An 18,715-nucleotide genomic window follows, 5' to 3' on the forward strand; every position below is an offset into this window, starting at 1 on the left:
CGGGCAAGCCCGCCTTTACAGCGCGAGACAAATCAGCCGGGCTTTGCCATCAAGGCCCTCGCCAGAGGCTCGCGCTGCCAGACCAGAGCGCCCGTGAGCTTTCGTCGCCATGAAGGCCGCGACGGTCGCGGTCCAACTGACGGAAGCATCCCATGTACGCGCACGACGATTTCGAACCCGATCACCGCACGTCCCCGACCGGCCACGCCATCGAAGAACTCGAACTCTACGGCTACCGCCCCTCGGAAGACGAGGCCGATCCCCGGATCACACCCGAAGATCACGTCATCCAGGGCGCAGTCTCCGACATCTTCGACGCTCTGATTTCCACCATGGCCGACACCAGCCTCGATTTCGACCTCGACGAAATCCTCTGGTCCACCGTCAACACCTTCCACCGCGCTGTCGAGCGGATCGAGACCAAACTCGACGATAACGAGCAGGCACAGAAGCGCCTTCAGCGCGAACAGGATGGCAGCGAGGTCAAATCCGTCCAGCTCGAAACCCTGATCGGCGCGGGCCAAAGCCTGATCGAGCGCCGCGACAGCATGGAAACCTTCCGCGATACCGCCGCCGACATCTATCTGCGCACCATCGGAACGCCCTGGTCACAACGCTCCGGGTCACGGGTCAACCATCGCCAGATGACTTCGGCCATGATCGACAGCCGCGACTTCATCGCCGCAAAACGCCGGGCTGACAACGAGGTGCTGCTGCCCGCCGGACCAAAGATCGCCTTCTCGGGTGGAGACACCACCGATCATCGGACGATCTGGGCCAAGCTCGATCAAGTCCACGCCAAGCACCCGGACATGGTGCTGATGCACGGCGGATCGCCCAAGGGTGCGGAACGCATCGCGGCCACCTGGGCCAATAACCGCAAGGTCGCACAGGTCGCTTTCAAACCCGACTGGGCGAAACATGCCAAGGCAGCACCCTTCAAGCGCAACGACCAGATGCTCGCCACGATGCCGATCGGAGTCATCATCTTCCCCGGCACGGGCATTCAGGACAACCTGGCCGATAAGGCCCGCAAGATGGGCATCCCGGTCTATCGCTTCGGGACCGGCAGCGCGTGAACGCTGCCTTCCCACCTCATCATGAGCATGACGATAGCGCTCGCCGACCATTCCATGTCGCACAGACAGGCATATTCATGCTATATGTCGCAGTGCGCCGTGGTGGTGGTGGAAGGCGCAACCGTCCAACCTTTTGCACGGAGACACCACCATGATCGTTCTTGGAATCCTCGTTTCCATCGCAGCCATCGGCGCCATGTGCTGGTTGCTGTTCAATCTCGCCGTATTCGCCCTGCCGTTCTTCATCGGTCTGAACTCAGGCATCTGGGCCTATGGCACAGGAGCTGGTTGGCTCGGCGGCATCGTCGTCGGTCTTCTTGCCGCTGGTCTAACACTGGCCGTCGGTCAAGGCCTGCTCATGCTGATCCGCCCGATCTGGGCGCGTCTGCTAATTGCTCTGGCCTTCGTCGCTCCGGCGGGGATGGCCGGATTCTATGCCACGCTCGGTATTGTCAAACACATGATGCCGTCTGAGACATGGCAGATCATCTTCTCGGTGATCGGCGCGGTTGCAGTGGGCGTGACGGCGTTCCTGCGCGTTGCGGGCATGGCGGCAGCCGGTCCAGCGAACGAGAGCTTCGCGCGCGCTTGAAATTCCTTGCGTGGTTACTTGGAGCCCAAAGTGACACATCCGTGCCAGCGCGTTGTCCGTTTTCCTTTGGTGAAAGTAACAATACGTATTAGTTTGATCGGATGATTGATGTCGACGAAATACGTAATCCACAAATTCAGATGTTCGGGCTGACAGGGGCAGACACCGTCTACACGTTTTACCATGACGAGACGAACAACATCCGCAAGCTTCATGTCGGCGAGCAGGGGCTAAACGTCCCCGAGCTGAAAACATTTGTTCTCGGCGGCGTTGTTCATGAAGGACCGCAGCGCCCACTGGACCTTTCGTCGCTTCGCCAGGTTATGCGCATTCAGCCTTCAGCGCATGAGATCAAACTTAAACATGTCGCGAAGGGTGAATTCCTTGACATCCTTAAATCGAGCAAGTTAACCGCGTTTTTGCAGTGGATCGCCGACAACGACCTGATGCTGCACTATCACGAGCTTGATCCCTTGTACTGGTCGGTTGTCGATGTGATCGACTCCATTTTGCCAGAACTCGGGAACTCAATGCTGATTGAATATCATGCACTCTTGAAAAGCGATTTCGCAGAAATCGTCAGGCATGAGCTGCCGTTTGTGGTCGATCTGTTCCGCCGGTATGATTATCCGGATATCGTTCCGCAGAACCGAGAGCCGTTTCTGAACGAGCTGATCGATCTTGTTGAAAGAAATGCGGGCCTTCTTGATGAAGGGATGAATGCAATGATGCTCAAGGGCGTCCTGCAGGCAGGCCGTTCTCTGGATGAGCTTGCGTTTATCGAAGGGTTTTCCGCGCGTAAACTGATTGAAGATTTCAGCGCCTTTTATCGCAACCGTGTAGCCGTTTTCAAAAATTCTAAGCACATCATGGACATGGAAACAGAAATCCGTGATGCTTTCGAGGACGTGCAGCTTTCCTGTAATGGCGAGCCTTTCACTAATTACCTATTTTCAGATTCGCACTCGGAAGCCGGAATTCAGCTCTCGGACATTGCAGTCGGCGTGATTGGCAAGATGCATACTTATCTGTCCCAAACATCGGCGGAAGAGGTCGACAGAGAACGTGCGGCCCTGACTGGAGCTGCTCTGGAAAATGCCGAATTGCTCCGCGACCTGATCGATAATTCCAATGCCGCCAATCGGGCGTTTCTACATCACGTTGCCAGCCTACATGACATTGATAAACTGGATCGGTTTCTTCGCTTTGCCGATGGTCGATATGCATAGAAACCGCAGACTGAGTACACACGATGTGTAGAGCTCAGTTTCCTCACTAGAACAAGGGAAAGAAAGGTAGCTTTGTCCCGCAGAACAGTCATGGCCTCCATCGTAGCATAGCTGCTTTTCGACCCAAAGTGGGCCTGGCGGCAGCCGGTCCAGCGGACGGGAACCTTGCACGCACCTGAACCGCAACGATCCGTTGATGGCGACCAGAAGCGGGAGTGGATCATCTTCCATCTTCGTCAGGAAAATGGTGGCAGACAGCGACCAGGCATCGGTTCAGCTTGAGTCACAGACGCGGCCCATAGGAGCGCAGAACTGTCCGCAGCAGCGTTTGTGGTCTGACCAGAACCCGGTTGGGGGCAATGCCGGTAGAACAGGCCGGGAAGAAAGATGCGCATGGCCTGAGACGCAGGGCGACAGGCAAGGCCGGTGTTACCCGTCTGGTCATCATGATGGGCTTCAAGATTGCCACGTCTCCGTTCAGCCCCCCGTGTCTCGACCGCTCCAAACGGCCTCTTCAATGGCCTGATCTGGCCGAAGAACAGCGCGATGCGCTTCGACCGCTTTAGCGCAACAGCGTCGTCACAACTTTCTTCCCCTGACGGCAGAGCCGCCATTCCGCGCGGAACAAGAAAGTTCCTCCTGTGCTGTCCAGCCCCCAAAGGGCGTGCGCCAGCGTTCGTCTCCGGCCCGTCGATCGCCATAGAGGCCGCAATGGTGCGGGCTCGGAAACGGAAAACGGAGACTTAAAATGGCAACCATCGGCACCTTCAAGAAGACCGGCTCGAACGACTTCACCGGCGAAATCGTCACCCTCAGCGTCCAGGCCAAAGGCGTGCGCATCGTTCCCGACCTGCGCGCCACCGGCGAGAACGCCCCCAGCCACCGGGTTCTGGTCGGCCGCGCCGAAATCGGCGCCGCCTGGTCCAAGCGCTCCAACGAGGGCCGCGACTATCTGGGCCTCAAGCTGGACGATCCGAGCTTCAACGCCCCGATCTATGCCAACCTCTTCGATGACGAAGAAGGCGACACCTTCTCCCTCATCTGGTCCCGCCCCAACGGTCGCCGCGGCGACTGAGGCGCGGAACAAAGGCCCCGACCGCAAGGTCGGGGCCTTTCTCATACCCGCAGGAACGCTGTCACGCCCACCGCAACCGCTACACCCGGTTCTCCACCCGCACGCCGGGCATGCGGACGAACTCCTTTTACCACGATCAGCTACTCGCTGCGGGCGTGTGCGCCGATCTGCATGTCGTGCGGCCCGCAATGCGTGCCCGCGCGCTCCAACTCGGCGCGGGCCTGCCCAAAATGGGCGGCCGCCTTGTCGCCCTGCGGGCCGCGCTCTCGTCTGCGCCGGAACCGCGCAATCGCGCGTTTGCGCCATTCGGCTTCGATCACTGGCACCGGAATGTCGTCAGGGTGTCTCCCATGTGACGCGCTAAAGTGCTAACGAGAGATTCTTTAATGGATTGATCGGGTTAGGCGATCCACTTATCGCGTTAGATACGCTACCGCAAAACCATTCGATACCGCAGCCTTTTCAAGTCGGACGTAGCCTTGTGCCGTCCGGCTTTGGGAGGACGCGCCATGCAGAGCATAGATTGGCGTACTCCGGCGGCCTATAAACGCATTAAAGACCTTCCGCCCGCCGGTTTCGCCTGGGAATATCTTCGTCGCAACGAAGACTATCGCCGTGACGTCGAGAGACTCGCGCATAGGAGAGAACCCGCGGGAGAAGAGGTTAACGCCTTTGCTTCCCGCTGGGGGGTGCGATTTCGCACACGACCCCGACGCGCAGCCTGACGGCGCACCGCCTTTCTGGTCGCCGCATTTCAATCCGCAGGCCATTATTCTGTCTCCGGTCGAGCAGAACGATCCGGATGGCGGGCGGCTTGTCGCTCTTGCACATCTGGATGGCCTGATCCTGCGCCGCGCACCGGATGGCTGGCACGCAATCTGGCGTGTCGGTGGGATGCAGCATCAATTCTGGCTGCCACAGGGCGCAATCGATGCGGCTGCTTTCTATGCTGCAATCTTGCCCATGGATGAGTTCATGGAATTACGCGCCCATGCGGCTCGCCGCCTCTGGCGGTGCCTGACGGGCCGCTCTCCGGGGCCGGATATTCGCGCCATGCCAGCGCAGCTTCGGCAATGGCACCTTCTGTCGCTGCGGGCGCTGGACGCACGGCTGCACGGCGAAAGCTATCGCGCCGTTGCCGAAGTCCTGCTCGGCTTCCGTGGCGACAAGGAAGATTTCGAGACTGATCCGCGCAAGAACAAGGCACGTCGTCTTGTTGCCCACGGCATCAGGATGATGCGCGGAGGCTATCGGCTGCTTTTGCATTATCCGGTCAAGCCGATTCCACGATCAAAAGGCGACTGAGGCAATCTCACCGATTCCTGTTTGCCGCAGCCTGTTCCAGTATTTGCCTGTAACCTTCCCGCGACAGCCATTGAGCGCGTTCGAGATGGCTCTGCCAGCATCGCCGGGTGCGCATCTCATCTGATGCCGGATCGCGGTGCAGAACAATTCGCGCCACTTCCTTCCAGTCGGCTTCCTCGGACTTGGCGTCCAGAATACGCAGATAGGTCACGAAGTGCTGCTCGTCATAGGCGGTGATGATATGGCCGGACGGGGCTAGATCATCTACATCGGGGTCAAGTTCGACGGGTGCTTTCACGGTCATTCCCCTTCTTTCAGAAGAGTTTCTGCGGTTCGCCCCCGCAATAAAACTCTCTGACTCCTGGTGATCGGGGAGTTAGTAACCGTGACTAGACGGCCCCATGGCCTTTAGCTGGAAAGCCTGTTGCATACGCCACAGGCTCCCCGACCATAGGGTCAAGGAGTATGGTGCCGTCACGGCCGACACCAACCGCTAGTCAGGGGTTACTACGCCCCCGGAGCAGTGCGTCTGCTCCATCTGTATTAATAGCCGAACTGCGTGCGGATGTCTTGGGCGAATCCGCATCGGCCTCCCTGAGTCGCTGAAATCTCACGTCTTTTCGCGCTGACACAGCCAATTTCAGGGGTGCCGTCTGCGCAGGGGCACAAATGCGGCACGCTACACACCGCCGATCACTTCCCATGGCTCGCCATAGCGCGCCGCCGTCTCCGGCAGCCGCATCAACCTGACGAACCGGAGGTGATCTCATGGCCGAGCGCCGAAACGCGGACCTTCCACCGCGCATGCTGCGTACTCAGGAAGCTGCACGTTTCCTTGGTATTTCTCTTCGCACGCTGGAAAAGCATCGGACCTACGGGACCGGTCCGACCTATCGCAAAATCGGTGGCCGGGTTCTCTACACGGTCGAGGATCTTCAGGCCTGGGCCGACATCGGCGCACGCAAATCCACCAGTGACAAGGACGCCGGCACGGTCTTTCCGGCTCGCCCCCTGACGCCTGAAGAGCGGAGCAAGCTCTGAATGCGGCGCGTCGATCACCCTGAAGCCCTGCGACGAGAAGGCGGTAGCGAGCGCAGCCACCTCGATCCCTTCGTGGTCGCAACCGGCGATGCCAGTCCGCGCGACCAGCGCGATCTGATGGAGCGGCCTTTCTTCTCGCTGGCGAAGACGCCGCGCACGAAGCCGATCCTCTACAAGACCGCCGATGTCGAGGTGCAGGTGTTCGGGATGCCCGAACATGGAATGGCGACGATCTGGGATGCCGATGTGCTGATCTGGGCTGCAAGCCAGATCGTTGCCGCCGAAAACAACGGTATCAAGACATCCCGCTTCTTCCGCTTCACGCCCTATCATCTGCTGCGCGCCATCGGCCGCGACACCGGAAACCGGCAATATCTGCTGCTGAAGGCAGCGCTTGCCCGGCTGCAATCCACGGTCGTCGCCACGACGATCCGTAACGGCAAGCATTGGCGCCGCCGCCAGTTCTCTTGGATCAACGAATGGGAGGAGATGACCACGCGCGACGGTCGCGTCGAGGGCATGGAGTTTGTCCTGCCCGAGTGGTTCTACAACAGTGTCCTTGACCGTTCTCTGGTCCTGACCATCGACCCGGATTATTTCCGGCTGACCGGCGGTATCGAGCGCTGGCTCTACCGTGTTGCCCGTAAACATGCCGGACATCAGCCGCATGGCTGGTTGTTCGAGGTTGCGCACCTCTACCAGAAATCCGGCAGCATGGCCCGGCCATCGGACTTTGCGCTCGACCTGCGCCGCATTGCTGCCCGCCAGCCGTTGCCCGGCTACCAGCTCAAGATCCTGCGCGAGGATCGCCGCGAACTGCTGCGAATCCGCCCCGAAAACCTATCCACAGTGCCTGTGGATAACATTGTGGGTGCCGTCGGTACATCAGGCGCAAAGGGTATCGGTACATCAGGCGCAGCACTATCGGCACATCAGGCGCACGAACCCCAGTTAAGCCTCTGGAACGAAAAGCAGAATCCGGCTGCTAACTTAGAATCTAACATAGAATCTAACTTTTCTTCTTTGACGCGCGCGCGTGAAAGGCACGGTCCCAGTGCCACTTCCCGCCGACCTGGGCGGGGTACGCCATGATCGTCGCGCTGCTCAATCAGAAAGGCGGCGTGGGCAAGACCACGCTGGCGCTGCATCTCGCCGGAGCCTGGGCTGCGCAAGGCAAGCGCGTCATCCTGATTGATGCCGACCCGCAAGGCTCCGCACTCGACTGGTCGCAGCGGCGCAGCCATGAAGGGCTGCCAAGGCTGTTCACTGTCATCGGCCTTGCCCGCGATACTCTGCACAGGGAAGCGCCGGAACTGGCGCGTGACGCCGATCATGTCGTCATTGATGGTCCGCCCCGTGTCGCCGGCCTGATGCGCTCAGCGCTGCTTGCAGCCGATCTGGTGCTGATCCCCGTACAGCCATCGCCCTTCGATGGCTGGGCCTCGGCCGAGATGCTGGTGCTTCTGAACGAAGCACGCATCTATCGCCCGGAGCTGACCGCCCGTTTTCTGCTGAACCGATGCGCTGCGCGCACGGTCATCGCCCGCGAAACGGCAGAGACACTGGCGGACCATGATCCGCCCTTGCTGGCCACGACGATCGGCCAGCGTGTCGCCTTCGCCGAAGCCGCACAGACCGGGCGACTGGTCTCAGAGACCGATTGCGGCGAACGGGCCGCACAAGAGGTCACAGCGCTGGCGGCCGAGATCGATGGCCTCGGTGTCGGGAGGATCGTGCCATGACACGTCCGCCCGTCAAATCCGGCTTCGTATCGCGTCCGGGCAATCCCGATAGCTGGGTCAGAGCCGCCGATGCGCCGGCAACCGGCAAGACGGCTACGGAGGCGTTCACCGCGCGCCTGACCATCGACATCACGCCCGAACTGCGCGGGCGCATCAAGGTTGCCGCTTTCCGGCGTGGCGTCACCGTCGCCGTGATGCTGCGCGAGCTGCTGGTCCGCGAGTTTCCACCCACCGAAGGAGATCAGCCATGACCGGTAAAACCGTGCGTGCAGCGCACGAACATCCGCTGGCAGACGGGGCTGCACCGTTCACCACATTGGTCGAACTGACCTTCCAGAAGAAGAAGGTCGAGCGGTGGATACGCTTCGGCCGCAAGAGCTTTGAGCAGATCATCGACCGCCGTCGCAGTCTGATCGGTTTTGCGCCAGAAAGCATCTTCGCCTTCGTCCGTTGGGCCTCCAACGATTACGGCACCATCGTCTCGCGGCTCGACATCCTACGCGCTGTCGGGCGTGGCGAACCGTACCAGACCGTGCCCTTCGTTCGTCCTGGCGGCGAGATCCTGCTGCGTATCGATGGCTGGCGACAAGTCCAGCGAGTGTTGGCCCTGATCGATGCTGTGGACGCGCTCGGCGTCGATCCGGCGGATGTTGCGCCGGACCATTGGCGACACGTCCACAACCGTTTGAGTGCTGGTCAGGAACCCAATCCCTAGGCTCCAGACCCATTGATTTTGGGGTTTTGGCGTGATTCAGGCTCTGTGAGGAGACCTGATCGATGAGCAATCTATATTGGCTGAGCGATGCTCAGATGGCGCGCCTTGCGCCTTTCTTTCCCAAGAGCCATGGCAAGCCCCGCGTGGACGATCGTCGCGTCCTCAGTGGCATAATATTTATCAACCGCAATGGGTTGCGGTGGTGCGATGCGCCGAAAGAATACGGCCCGGCGAAGACCCTTTACAACCGGTGGAAGCGATGGAGCGACAACGGAGTCTTCGCCCGGATCCTGGTCGGGCTGGTCACTGAGCGCGCCGAGCACGAGACGATCATGATCGACGCGACGTATTTGAAGGCACACCGCACCGCATCAAGCCTTGGGGTGAAAAAGGGGGGCGCGGGCGCCAGATCGGGCGCACCAAAGGCGGCATGAACACAAAGCTGCATGCCGTTGCTGATGCCAAGGGGCGGCCGATCGGGTTTTTCATGTCGGCTGGGCAGGTCAGCGATTATACTGGCGCGGCGGCACTGCTAAGCAGTCTGCCGAAGGCGGGGTGGCTGCTCGGAGATCGGGGTTACGATGCCGATTGGTTCAGAGATGCGTTGAAAGACAAGGGGATAAAGGTCTGCATCCCAGGCCGGAAGTCCCGCAAGAAGGCGGTGAAATACGACAAGCGGCGTTATAAACGGCGCAACCGCATCGAGATCATGTTCGGTCGCCTCAAGGACTGGCGGCGCGTGGCGACCCGATACGACCGGTGTCCAGAGACCTTCTTCTCAGCCATCATCCTCGCCGCAACCGTCATGTTCTGGCTATGAGCAAGAACGAGTCCTGAGCCTACACGCCGGATCGCCATGCCGCATGGGTCAGCCGCCGGAGGATCGCGCCATGAGCCGCCGTCATATCATCGCCGTGTCCATGCTGGCCGTCGGTACTCTTGTCGCCACGGCTGTTGCCGATCTGCCAACCCGGCTGATCTGGAATGCAACCGCCAGCGCGCCGATTGGCTTCTACACAGTTGCTCCCGCCGATGCGCTCGAAGTTCCCGAACTGGTCGCCATCATGCTGTCTGAGCCGCTGGAGCGGTTCATGGTCGAGCGTGGCTATATCGGACGCGGCGTGCCGCTGTTGAAGCGCGTCCTTGGCCTGCCGGGACAGCGCGTCTGCCGCAACGGTGCGACTATTACCGTCGATCATGTCGAGATGGGGGATGCGCTGGAGCGCGACCGCATGGGCCGCGATCTACCGGTCTGGCAGGGCTGCTTCATCATCCGCGATGGTGAACTCTTCCTCATGAATTGGGACATCCGGGACAGCCTGGACGGCCGTTACTTCGGACCTGTTCCCGCCAGTTCCGTCATCGGCCGGGCGCGTCCGCTCTGGACCGATGAGGAAGGCAATGGCCGCTACGAATGGCGGGCTGCTACGCATTGAACCTACGCCAAATCCACAAACACAGGAGACATACCATGCCACAGATCGGTCAATTTGCGCGTGACGCATCCGGCTTCGCCGGTCAGCTCGTCACGCTAACCATGAAGCGCGATCTCGTCATCGTGCCCGCCGAACACTCCGATGCGGAGAATGCGCCGGACTATCGCGTCCATTACATTGAACATGACGGGCCGGAGGTCGGGGCTGCTTGGAAACGCACCGGCGAAAAGGCTGGCGAATATCTCTCGGTGCTGCTCGACGATCCCGCCCTGCCGCAGCCGATCCGCGCCAACCTGTTCCGCGACGACGATGCAGGCTCGTCATGGTCGCTGCACTGGAGCCGTCCGCGGCCCCGCGAAGATCGGGACTGAGATCATGCGATCCCGCGCCCTTCTTCTCCTCACGGCCCTTCTGTCGGCTGGCAGCGGATTGACGCCAGCGATTGCGCAGGTCACGCCGCAACCCGCGCCTGTCACTGTGCATCCCCATGCTGCTTTCATTGCCGAGGCGTCACAGCGTTTCGGCATTCCAGAGCACTGGATTCGGGCCGTGCTGCGTGTGGAAAGCGCGGGCGATGTGCGCGCCATCTCATCGGCGGGGGCAATGGGACTGATGCAGGTCATGCCCGATACCTGGGCGGGCCTGCGCAGTCGCCATGGCCTCGGGCGCGATCCTTACGATCCGCGCGACAACATCCTCGCAGGTACGGCGTATCTGCGCGAGATGTGGGACCGCTATGGCAATGTCGCGGCCATGCTTGCCGCCTACAATGCCGGTCCCGGCCGCTATGACGAGCATCTGGCGACAGGCCGCACTTTGCCCGTAGAAACACGTGCCTATGTCGCCACGCTCGCACCTGTTCTCGGGCATACGGCTGCGCCTGATGTGCCGACGATCGTGCCGCCGTTACCGCCGGATTGGCGCGAAGCTCCGCTCTTCGTTGCGCAATCCAACGGCAATTCGGCGGCAGCCAGTCAGCAGTCGAACGACGTCCGCGCAACCGTTCCTCTACGTCATTCCGTCGATCAGGAGCCGCAGGACGGCGGCATATTCGTGGCCCGTGCGAGCAATGGAGATGCACCATGAGCATGGCGTCTCCACGCGCTTTCGGTCCGCTTCCGGTGTGCAGTCAGGCAGGGGGGCGCCTGGCTGTATTCCCGGCAGGAAGGGCAAAAAGGGCAGGGAAGGCGGAGGGCAAGATAAAGGAAACCGGCACCCTGTCGGGTCGTTTTCTGGGCAAGCCCTTGTCTGCACACTGTTTTGGGGCGCCGCGCACGGCACCCTGCTTTTGGGCCTCGCGTGCCACGACATGGCGTAAAGCCTTGGCTTTACTGGGTTTTGACCGGCACTATAGCCGAATATCTGCCGTTTGCGTGCCTAAACGGTATGGAATGCGCTCATGAGCGCCGACGACGAGAACCGCTTTCGACCTAAGCCAGGTCGGATCAAATCCGACGTGCCGAAAGCGGGTAGGGCGAATAGCTTTCTGACGCAGGCGAAGAAGCTGGCGCGTCAGCACAGCAACAGCCCCGGCAGATCTTCATCATTCGCATCACGGACGTCCTCGTCGCCTTCATCTGGTTCGGCCGGAAAGAGCGGGAAGGCATTGCGGGCTGGCAAAGGTCCGGGCGTCAAGCGTGGCCGTGGCGCGGCCTTTGTCCGCGCCCGAACCCTGTCTGGCGGGTGGCGGCACAGTGCGGCCGGTGCGCGCCGCGTCGTCGTCAAAACCCGCTACGTCCAGAGCGCGGGGAAGAATGGCAAAGGGGCTGCCCATCTGCGCTACATCCAGCGCGACGGCACTTCGCGCGATGGCGAGCGCGGCCAGCTTTATTCCGCCACCGAGGACCGCGCCGATGGAGATGCGTTCCTTGACCGCGGCAAGGATGATCGCCACCAGTTCCGCTTTATAGTTTCGCCCGATGATGCCGCCGATCTTTCCGACCTCACCGAACACACCCGCGATCTGATGAGCCGCATCGAGGCCGACCTTGGTACGAAACTCGATTGGGTGGCGGTCAATCACCACAATACCGGCCACCCCCATGTCCATGTCATTGTTCGGGGGAAGGACGATCTGGGCGAGAACCTGGTCATCAATGGCGACTATCTCGCCAATGGTATTCGTGAGCGGGCAAGCGAACTGACCACGCTCGAACTCGGTCCCGTGACCGAGATCGAGCAGAGCCGGAAGCTGTCTGCCGAAATCGATCAGGATCGCTTCACCCGCATCGACCGCGCCATGACCGAGGAGGCCGATGAAAGGTTCCTCGATCTGCGCCATGAACCGACAGATGCACGCCGCCAGTTCAACCGGACGCTTCGCCTGCGCCGTCTCGCCAAACTGGAAAAGATGGGGCTGGCCACGGAACATACACCGGGCGTCTGGGAGCTTGGCGCGAAGATGGAACCGGCGCTGCGTGAACTCGGTGAGCGCGGCGACATCATCCGCAATATGCACAAGGCGCTGAAGGCCGATGGGCAGGAACGCGACCCGATGACCTTCCAGCTTCACGATGCAGCACCCGCGGCATCCATCACCGGCCGCGTCGTGGACAAATATCTCACCGACGAGATGGGTGAGAACCTGACGCTCGTGGTGGACGGCATCGACGGGCGAACACACCATCTTCCCGGCATTGATCCGGCCCGCGTCGAGGACGCTCGGATCGGCAGTATCGTGGAAGTCGGTCCCGCCGATACGGCACAGCGTCCCTCTGACCGGACTATCGCTGCAATCTCGGAGAATGGTATCTACCGACCAAGCCGCCACCTCGAACAGGCGAAGTTCGAGGGACGTGTGCCGGGTGGTGATTACGAGCGCTATGTCGATGCCCATGTCCGGCGACTGGAGGCGTTGCGCCGTGCCGGTATCGCTGAACGGACCGACGCTGACCAGTGGCGCATCCCCGATGACTTCGAGAGCCGCGCCACCGCCTATGATGCAGGTCGTAACCGGCAGGCCAGCATCCGTGTTGTCTCGACCTTCGATCTGGAAAAGCAGATCGGCGCCGATGGCGCGACCTGGCTCGACCGTCGGCTGATTACGCCTGACGCATCGGATCTCGCTCCGGCCGGATTCGGCCAGCAGGTGCGCGAGGCGATGGACCAGCGCCGCGAGCACCATATCGAACAGGGGGACGCCACCCGAGCGCGGGACGGCCGCATCTTCTACCGGCGCAGCCTTCTCGCCACGCTGCGCGAGCGCGAAGTCGCCCGCGTCGGCGCGGAGATGGCCGAGAGCAAGGCGCTGCCGATTCGGGCTGCTGCCGATGGTGAGAAGATCAGCGGCAAGTTCACCGGGACCGTGCAGCTATCGAGCGGCAAGTTCGCCATCGTAGAGAAAAGCCACGAGTTCAGCCTTGTCCCATGGCGGCCGGTTATCGACCGGCAGCTCGGCCGCGAGGTCGCGGGTGTCGTGCAGGGCGGATCAGTCTCGTGGCAGTTGGGGCGACAACGCGGGCTGGGGCTGTAGTTCCAACTATCCTGCCGTCTATTCACCTAGCTTTGCCAACGCCTTCCATCACGCATCAATTCGATCACACTCGAAGCATTTCCACCAAGGCGCGCAAGGCTGCGGGGGCTTGGCGGCGGCTCGGGTAATAGAGAAAGAAGCCCGGATATGGCGGGCACCAATCATCGAGCACGCGGACGAGGCGGCCCGAGGCGAGGTGTTCGCCGATATGCTGCTCCGTGGAATAGGCGAGTCCGACGCCATCGAGCGCCGCCATGACCATAAGATCGGGATCGTCGAGGACCAGCGGGCCGTTCACGGCGACATTGAACGCCCGTCCGTCTTTCTCGAACTCCCAGCGATAAAGCGCGCCGCTTCCTGTCTGACGCCAGCCGATGCAGCGATGCCGGTGCAGGTCGCGCGGCGTCTCAGGCGGCGGGAAGCGGGAGAAATAGTCCGGCGAGGCGACCACGGCGGTATCGAGATCTGGCGTTACCCGCACCGCGATCATGTCCCGTTCGAGGCTTTCGCCAAGGCGTATGCCGGCATCGAAGCCCTGTTTGACAATGTCCACGAAGCCATTCTCTGCCGCGACCTCCAGCGTCACGTCGGGGTAGCGGTCGGTAAAGGCGCGAAACTTCGGCGTCAGCACACGCACCGCTACCGTACGCGGCACGCTGACCCTGATCGTGCCGGCCGGATGGTCACGGAAGTCGTTGATGGTCTCAACCGCCGTTTCGATGCTGGCGAAGGCAGGGCCGATCTGGCGCAGCAGCGCATGGCCAGCTTCGGTCAAAGCAACAGTTCGCGTGGTGCGACTTACCAGCCGCACGCCGAGCTTTTCTTCGAGCGAGCGCAGCGAATGCGACAACGTAGATGGGGTTAGGTTCAGTCGCGCGGCGGCACGGCGGAAGCCACCTTCCTCCGCAATGGCCACGAAGGCCGCCAATTCTCCGAAATCACCCGTGCGCATGATTGATGAATCTAACCCAATAGCTCATGCAATACAAAGTAGATTATTTCGAACAATGCGCTGGTCTATCGTGATGGTCCAACTCAGCTTCCACGAGGATCACCATGCCTGACACCGACTTCACTCTGCCTGCCCGCCGTCTTCAAGGTCGCGTTGCACTCGTTACCGGCGCTGGCACCGGCATCGGTCGAGCCGCTGCGCTGGCCTTCGCGCGTGACGGCGCGACGGTCGTGCTCGCTGGACGCCGCCCCACCGAAATCGAAGCCGTCGCGCAGGAGATCGTTGCGGCCGGCGGTGAAGCGCTGGCTGTGCCCACGGACGTATCAAAGGAAGGTGATATTCGCAGCCTGATCGACACGGCCGTTGACCGCTATGGCAGGCTCGATACCGCCTTCAATAATGCAGGTATTCTGGGAAACTTTGCGCCGATCACCGAGCAGACCAGCGCTGATTTCGATGCGGTGATCGCCACCAACCTTCGCGGTGTCTGGCTTTCTATCAAATACGAGATCGAAGCCTTTCTAGCCCAAGGCACTGGCGGTTCCATCATCAATACCTCTTCCTGGTTGGCGAAGGGCGCGCTGGCTGGATCGTCCAGCTATTCTGCCAGTAAAGGCGCGCTCGACGCGCTGATCCGCGCCGTAGCTATCGAGTATGGGCCGAAGGGCATCCGCATCAACAACATCAATCCCGGCATCATCGACACGCCGATGGCTCGCAGCGGCTGGACCGACGATTCCGCTTTCGTGCCCTTCATCGAACACACCCCGGTGAAGCGCGCTGGACAGCCATGCGATGCTGGAGATGTGGCGGTCTGGCTTGCGACCGATGAGGCCCGGTTCGTCACCGGCCAGAGCATTTTGGTGGACGGCGGCTACACCATTGGCGGGCTACGTTGAGGAACTGTCATGCGTAATATCACTTGGAAATCCTTCCTTCTGCTCGGTCTGCTTTTCACTGGTCCTGTGCAGGCAGAAGATTCGTCCGAAATCTCTTTTGCTCCCGGCGTTCAGGGAGGCTACCCTGAAGGCATCGCCTGGAATGCCACGGCAAACGCCTTCATGGTGTCATCACTTCGCGGCGGACAGATCGGACTTGTCTCGCCGACTGGCGAATACATAAAGTTCTCCGGCGATAGCGCCCTCATTACGACATCTGGCATCGTCGTCGATGACGCCCGCAATCGCATCCTCGTCTGCAACGAGGATGTCGGTATCTCCAGTAATTCGTCGGACAGCACGAGAACACGGGTAGCTCAGGTTGTCGAGTTCGATCTCAACACCGGCACTGTGCGGCATGTCCATGATTTCTCATCGCTGACCAGCGGGCCGATCCTTGCCAACGACCTGGCGATCGACCGTGATGGGAACATCTACGTCACCGACAGTTTTCAGCCGCAAATCTACAAGGTCGATCATGCCACGAAGGCGGTTTCCGTCCTAGTGCGCTCTGAGCGTCTGATGCCTGCCGATCCTGCAGAAGCTGTTGGTACGAAGCCCTACCTGAACGGCATCGTCTATCATCCTGACGGATTTCTGATTGCGTCCGACTATTCCAGGGGGCTGCTATGGAAGGTGCCGCTTAACGCTTCGGAAGCGTTGGTTCAGGTGCGGCTTCCGCAGCCGCTGAAGGGACCTGACGGGCTATTGCTGAAAAGCCCCACGGAACTGGTCGCTGTTCAGTCCTTTCCTGCGGACGATGGCAGCATGGCGGGCGATGTGACGCTTCTTGCCTCGTCGGACTCATGGGCAAGCGCGCAGATCAAGGCAGTCGCCATTCCAGATGGACTAGATGGGCCGACCACGGCGACGCTGAAGGATGGCGAGGTCTGGGTGGTCAATTCCCGTTTCCCACGGATCTTCGCAGATCCTGCCAATGCTGACCGCACGACCGAATTCAGTATCGTCAAGGTTCCCTTTGAGTGAACGGAACTGGCGAATGGAAATGCCGAAGTCACAGCGCGGCCGCGCGCGTCGAAGCGGACAGCCGCATGGAGGTAAAGAATGAACTATGTCCGTCTTGGCGATAGCGGGCTGAAGGTTTCCCGGCTCTGCCTTGGGTGCATGACCTATGGTGATCCGGCCTGGCGGCCATGGGTGCTGAAGGAAGACGAGGCCCGGCCGTTCATCCGCGATGCACTGGATGCTGGTATCAATTTTTTCGACACGGCCGATGTCTATTCCGGCGGCGAAAGCGAGCGGATCGTCGGCCGCGCCGTCAAGGACTTCGCACGGCGCGAAGACGTGGTGATCACCACCAAGGCGTTCTTCCCGATGAGCGACAAGCCGAACGACCGTGGCCTGTCTCGCAAGCATATCCTTGCTAGCGTCGATGCCTCGCTGCACCGGCTGGGAACGGACTATATCGACCTGTTCGTGATCCATCGTTTTGATCCGGAAACTCCCATCGCGGAAACGGCGGAAGCACTCGACGCCGTGGTGCGCGCCGGGAAGGTTCGCTATCTCGGCGCATCCTCCATGCACGCTTGGCAGTTCATGAAGCTGCTGGCCTTCCAGCGGCACAACGGTCTGGCGCGCTTCGTCTCCATGCAGAGCCAATATAATCTCATCACGCGCGAGGACGAGGAAGAGATGATCCCCCTTTGCAGGGAAGAAGGGATCGGGCTGACGCCTTGGTCGCCGTTAGGCCGGGGTGTTCTGGCCGGCGCGCGCATCACCGGCACGCTCCGAGCTGATACCGACGAGCAGGTCCGCCAGTGGTATGACGGCCGCGGCGAGGTCAGCGAAACCGTTGCCACCGTGGAAACCGTTGCTGCGGCACGCGGCGTGGCGCCCGCGCGGATCGCGCTCGCATGGGTATTGGCCCGGCCGGGTATCACATCGCCCATCGTCGGCCTGTCCAAGTCGCATCATCTTTCCGACTCGCTCGGAGCACTTTCGTTGGATCTGTCAGGCGATGAAATGGCAGCGCTCGAAGCACCTTTGCGAAACCTTCAACATCCCCCGCGATGGTAGCGGATGCGCAGGCAGCGAAATAAGAGGCAAGACGTAGTAAGTAGGGACGCCGTTGTTGGCGGCCGAATCCCGATGATTGCTTTGGTTCAAACACTTGCCGTTGCGGAATATCTCAGTTTCCACCGTGCCGCGCTGGCGCTCGGTACCAGCCAGTCCAGCGTCAGCGCCCGCATCAAGGCGCTGGAGACTGACCTCGGCATCACCCTTTTTGACCGCAATACCCGCGGCGTACGCCTCACTGAAGCCGGGCGCCGCTTCGTCGATCAAGTCGATGACGCCATGGGCATCTTGGACCGGGCGGTCAAGACCGCCGGGATGCAGGCGCGCGGAGAGGCAGGTGCGCTTCACATTGGCGTTCACGCTTTGACGCCTGACTGCTTCCTTGACCGCCTGCTGGGACGGTTCCGCAGTACGCGTCCGGGCGTCCTCCTGCACATCACAGAAGGAACGGCACGTGAAGCGCTGCTCATGGTGCGCGAAAGTCGGCTTGATCTCGCCTTTATGGCCTGCACCCAGGAAATCCCCGACCTGCAGTCCCGTGTCATCTGGCGTGACCGCTTAATGGTGGCATTATCGGCGGGGCACCCATTGGCAGCGCGCCAAGATGTAGAATGGCGGCAACTTGCGCAGGAAACCTTTCTCGTCCGCCATGGCGGCACTGGCCCGCAGGTTCATGACCTGATCGTGGCGCGCTCGGCCGGGAAATGGCTGACACCGACAATACAGCGCGCCGATGTCGAACGGACTACACTGATGTCGATGATCGCAGCCGGGCATGGCATTTCGCTATTTGTCGAGGAAGGTACCACAGAAAACACCGCAAACGTTGCTTTCCTCCCGATTCGCGACGAGCCTGGAACTATCGCATTTTCCGCAGTCTGGTCGCCACAAAACCGCGACCCCTCGCTCGTAGAACTGCTGGCTCTGGCATCAAAAATGAGCACCCCATAGTCAAATCTGATTCACAACAGTCCACCGCGAACAGTGCCGGAATAGCGACGCCGTCACCCATCCGATTCGCCGCCGATAGTATCCGGCAACCCCACGGTCGCGCATTTGTTGTTGCTTTGCGCATAATTGCCCATTCTCTGATCGGCTCCGT

22 protein-coding genes and 1 pseudogene are annotated in these 18,715 nt (G+C 60.9%); 20 read left to right on the forward strand and 3 right to left on the reverse strand.

Annotation, left to right across the window (positions count from 1 at the left end):
• Positions 1–152: 152 nt before the first annotated feature.
• From KVU_RS13915 to KVU_RS13930, 4 genes are all read left to right on the forward strand, one after another.
• Positions 153–1,079, forward strand: coding sequence for a DUF2493 domain-containing protein (locus KVU_RS13915; protein ID WP_014538225.1), 927 nt, complete (start codon positions 153–155; stop codon positions 1,077–1,079).
• A 151-nt stretch (positions 1,080–1,230) separates the two neighbouring features.
• Positions 1,231–1,671 (forward strand): hypothetical protein, encoded by a 441-nt coding sequence (locus KVU_RS13920; RefSeq protein ID WP_013368632.1) that lies wholly within the window; start codon positions 1,231–1,233, stop codon positions 1,669–1,671.
• 101 nt (positions 1,672–1,772) lie between these two features.
• Positions 1,773–2,900 carry a DUF3800 domain-containing protein gene (locus tag KVU_RS13925; protein ID WP_013368633.1) on the forward strand — a complete coding sequence of 376 codons (1,128 nt, stop codon included), beginning with the start codon at positions 1,773–1,775 and terminating at the stop codon, positions 2,898–2,900.
• A gap of 748 nt (positions 2,901–3,648) precedes the next feature.
• A complete protein-coding gene (locus tag KVU_RS13930; protein WP_013368635.1) occupies positions 3,649–3,975 on the forward strand; it encodes a DUF736 domain-containing protein in 327 nt (108 codons plus the stop codon).
• Positions 3,976–4,054: 79 nt separating this feature from the next.
• On the opposite strand, the pseudogene KVU_RS16280 reads toward KVU_RS13930, so the two are convergent.
• A pseudogene (locus tag KVU_RS16280) lies at positions 4,055–4,232 on the reverse strand (type II toxin-antitoxin system VapC family toxin); the annotation flags it as partial.
• Positions 4,233–4,484: 252 nt separating this feature from the next.
• Here KVU_RS16280 and KVU_RS16285 point away from each other — a divergent pair.
• A complete protein-coding gene (locus KVU_RS16285; protein ID WP_081447091.1) occupies positions 4,485–4,700 on the forward strand; it encodes a transcriptional regulator domain-containing protein in 216 nt (71 codons plus the stop codon).
• A 46-nt stretch (positions 4,701–4,746) separates the two neighbouring features.
• A complete protein-coding gene (locus KVU_RS13940) occupies positions 4,747–5,280 on the forward strand; it encodes a DUF2285 domain-containing protein (RefSeq protein WP_044008258.1) in 534 nt (177 codons plus the stop codon).
• Between the two features lie 7 nt (positions 5,281–5,287).
• Here the strand turns inward: KVU_RS13940 and KVU_RS13945 are convergent, their stop codons facing one another.
• Complete coding sequence (locus KVU_RS13945) at positions 5,288–5,578, reverse strand: DNA -binding domain-containing protein (protein ID WP_014538229.1); 291 nt, start codon at positions 5,576–5,578, stop codon at positions 5,288–5,290.
• Between the two features lie 470 nt (positions 5,579–6,048).
• Between KVU_RS13945 and KVU_RS13950 the strand changes: the two genes are divergently transcribed.
• From KVU_RS13950 to KVU_RS16290, 10 genes are all read left to right on the forward strand, one after another.
• On the forward strand, positions 6,049–6,321 hold the full coding sequence (locus KVU_RS13950) for a helix-turn-helix transcriptional regulator (RefSeq protein ID WP_013368639.1): 273 nt from the start codon (positions 6,049–6,051) through the stop codon (positions 6,319–6,321).
• Positions 6,322–7,413, forward strand: a complete 1,092-nt coding sequence (locus tag KVU_RS13955) for a replication initiator protein A (protein WP_013368640.1) — start codon at positions 6,322–6,324, stop codon at positions 7,411–7,413. It abuts the gene before it with no gap.
• Positions 7,410–8,063: a ParA family partition ATPase gene (parA, locus tag KVU_RS13960; RefSeq protein ID WP_013368641.1), complete on the forward strand. Its 654-nt coding sequence runs from the start codon at positions 7,410–7,412 to the stop codon at positions 8,061–8,063. The genes KVU_RS13955 and parA overlap by 4 nt, the downstream gene beginning before the upstream one ends.
• Positions 8,060–8,314 carry a hypothetical protein gene (locus KVU_RS13965; RefSeq protein ID WP_013368642.1) on the forward strand — a complete coding sequence of 85 codons (255 nt, stop codon included), beginning with the start codon at positions 8,060–8,062 and terminating at the stop codon, positions 8,312–8,314. The genes parA and KVU_RS13965 overlap by 4 nt, the downstream gene beginning before the upstream one ends.
• Entirely contained in the window at positions 8,311–8,778 is a 468-nt protein-coding gene (locus KVU_RS13970; protein WP_013368643.1) for a DUF2840 domain-containing protein, read from the forward strand. The genes KVU_RS13965 and KVU_RS13970 overlap by 4 nt, the downstream gene beginning before the upstream one ends.
• A 62-nt stretch (positions 8,779–8,840) precedes the next feature.
• Positions 8,841–9,598 (forward strand): IS5 family transposase gene (locus tag KVU_RS13975; RefSeq protein WP_148225652.1). Its coding sequence is split into 2 segments (ribosomal slippage): positions 8,841–9,165 and positions 9,165–9,598, totalling 759 coding nucleotides; the frame shifts between segments, so codons are not numbered across the junction.
• A 70-nt stretch (positions 9,599–9,668) separates the two neighbouring features.
• Entirely contained in the window at positions 9,669–10,214 is a 546-nt protein-coding gene (locus KVU_RS13980; protein ID WP_013368397.1) for a S26 family signal peptidase, read from the forward strand.
• Positions 10,215–10,249: 35 nt separating this feature from the next.
• The gene (locus KVU_RS13985; protein WP_013368398.1) at positions 10,250–10,585 is read left to right on the forward strand and encodes a DUF736 domain-containing protein; all 336 of its coding nucleotides are present in this window, start codon (positions 10,250–10,252) and stop codon (positions 10,583–10,585) included.
• Between the two features lie 4 nt (positions 10,586–10,589).
• Entirely contained in the window at positions 10,590–11,300 is a 711-nt protein-coding gene (locus tag KVU_RS13990; protein WP_013368399.1) for a lytic transglycosylase domain-containing protein, read from the forward strand.
• Positions 11,301–12,564: 1,264 nt separating this feature from the next.
• A complete protein-coding gene (locus tag KVU_RS16290; protein ID WP_236953175.1) occupies positions 12,565–13,686 on the forward strand; it encodes a DUF3363 domain-containing protein in 1,122 nt (373 codons plus the stop codon).
• Between the two features lie 64 nt (positions 13,687–13,750).
• Here KVU_RS16290 and KVU_RS14000 read toward each other — a convergent pair whose 3' ends face one another.
• The gene (locus KVU_RS14000; RefSeq protein ID WP_013368401.1) at positions 13,751–14,638 is read right to left on the reverse strand and encodes a LysR family transcriptional regulator; all 888 of its coding nucleotides are present in this window, start codon (positions 14,636–14,638) and stop codon (positions 13,751–13,753) included.
• Between the two features lie 104 nt (positions 14,639–14,742).
• Here KVU_RS14000 and KVU_RS14005 point away from each other — a divergent pair, with 104 nt between their 5' ends.
• From KVU_RS14005 to KVU_RS14020, 4 genes are all read left to right on the forward strand, one after another.
• Complete coding sequence (locus KVU_RS14005; RefSeq protein ID WP_013368402.1) at positions 14,743–15,537, forward strand: SDR family NAD(P)-dependent oxidoreductase; 795 nt, start codon at positions 14,743–14,745, stop codon at positions 15,535–15,537.
• Positions 15,538–15,546: 9 nt separating this feature from the next.
• Entirely contained in the window at positions 15,547–16,563 is a 1,017-nt protein-coding gene (locus KVU_RS14010) for an SMP-30/gluconolactonase/LRE family protein (protein WP_013368403.1), read from the forward strand.
• Between the two features lie 78 nt (positions 16,564–16,641).
• On the forward strand, positions 16,642–17,613 hold the full coding sequence (locus tag KVU_RS14015; RefSeq protein ID WP_013368404.1) for an aldo/keto reductase: 972 nt from the start codon (positions 16,642–16,644) through the stop codon (positions 17,611–17,613).
• A gap of 72 nt (positions 17,614–17,685) precedes the next feature.
• The gene (locus tag KVU_RS14020) at positions 17,686–18,564 is read left to right on the forward strand and encodes a LysR family transcriptional regulator (RefSeq protein ID WP_013368405.1); all 879 of its coding nucleotides are present in this window, start codon (positions 17,686–17,688) and stop codon (positions 18,562–18,564) included.
• Positions 18,565–18,715 lie beyond the last annotated feature (151 nt).

It is taken from the genome of Ketogulonicigenium vulgare WSH-001, from assembly GCF_000223375.1.
GTDB lineage: Bacteria > Pseudomonadota > Alphaproteobacteria > Rhodobacterales > Rhodobacteraceae > Ketogulonicigenium > Ketogulonicigenium vulgare.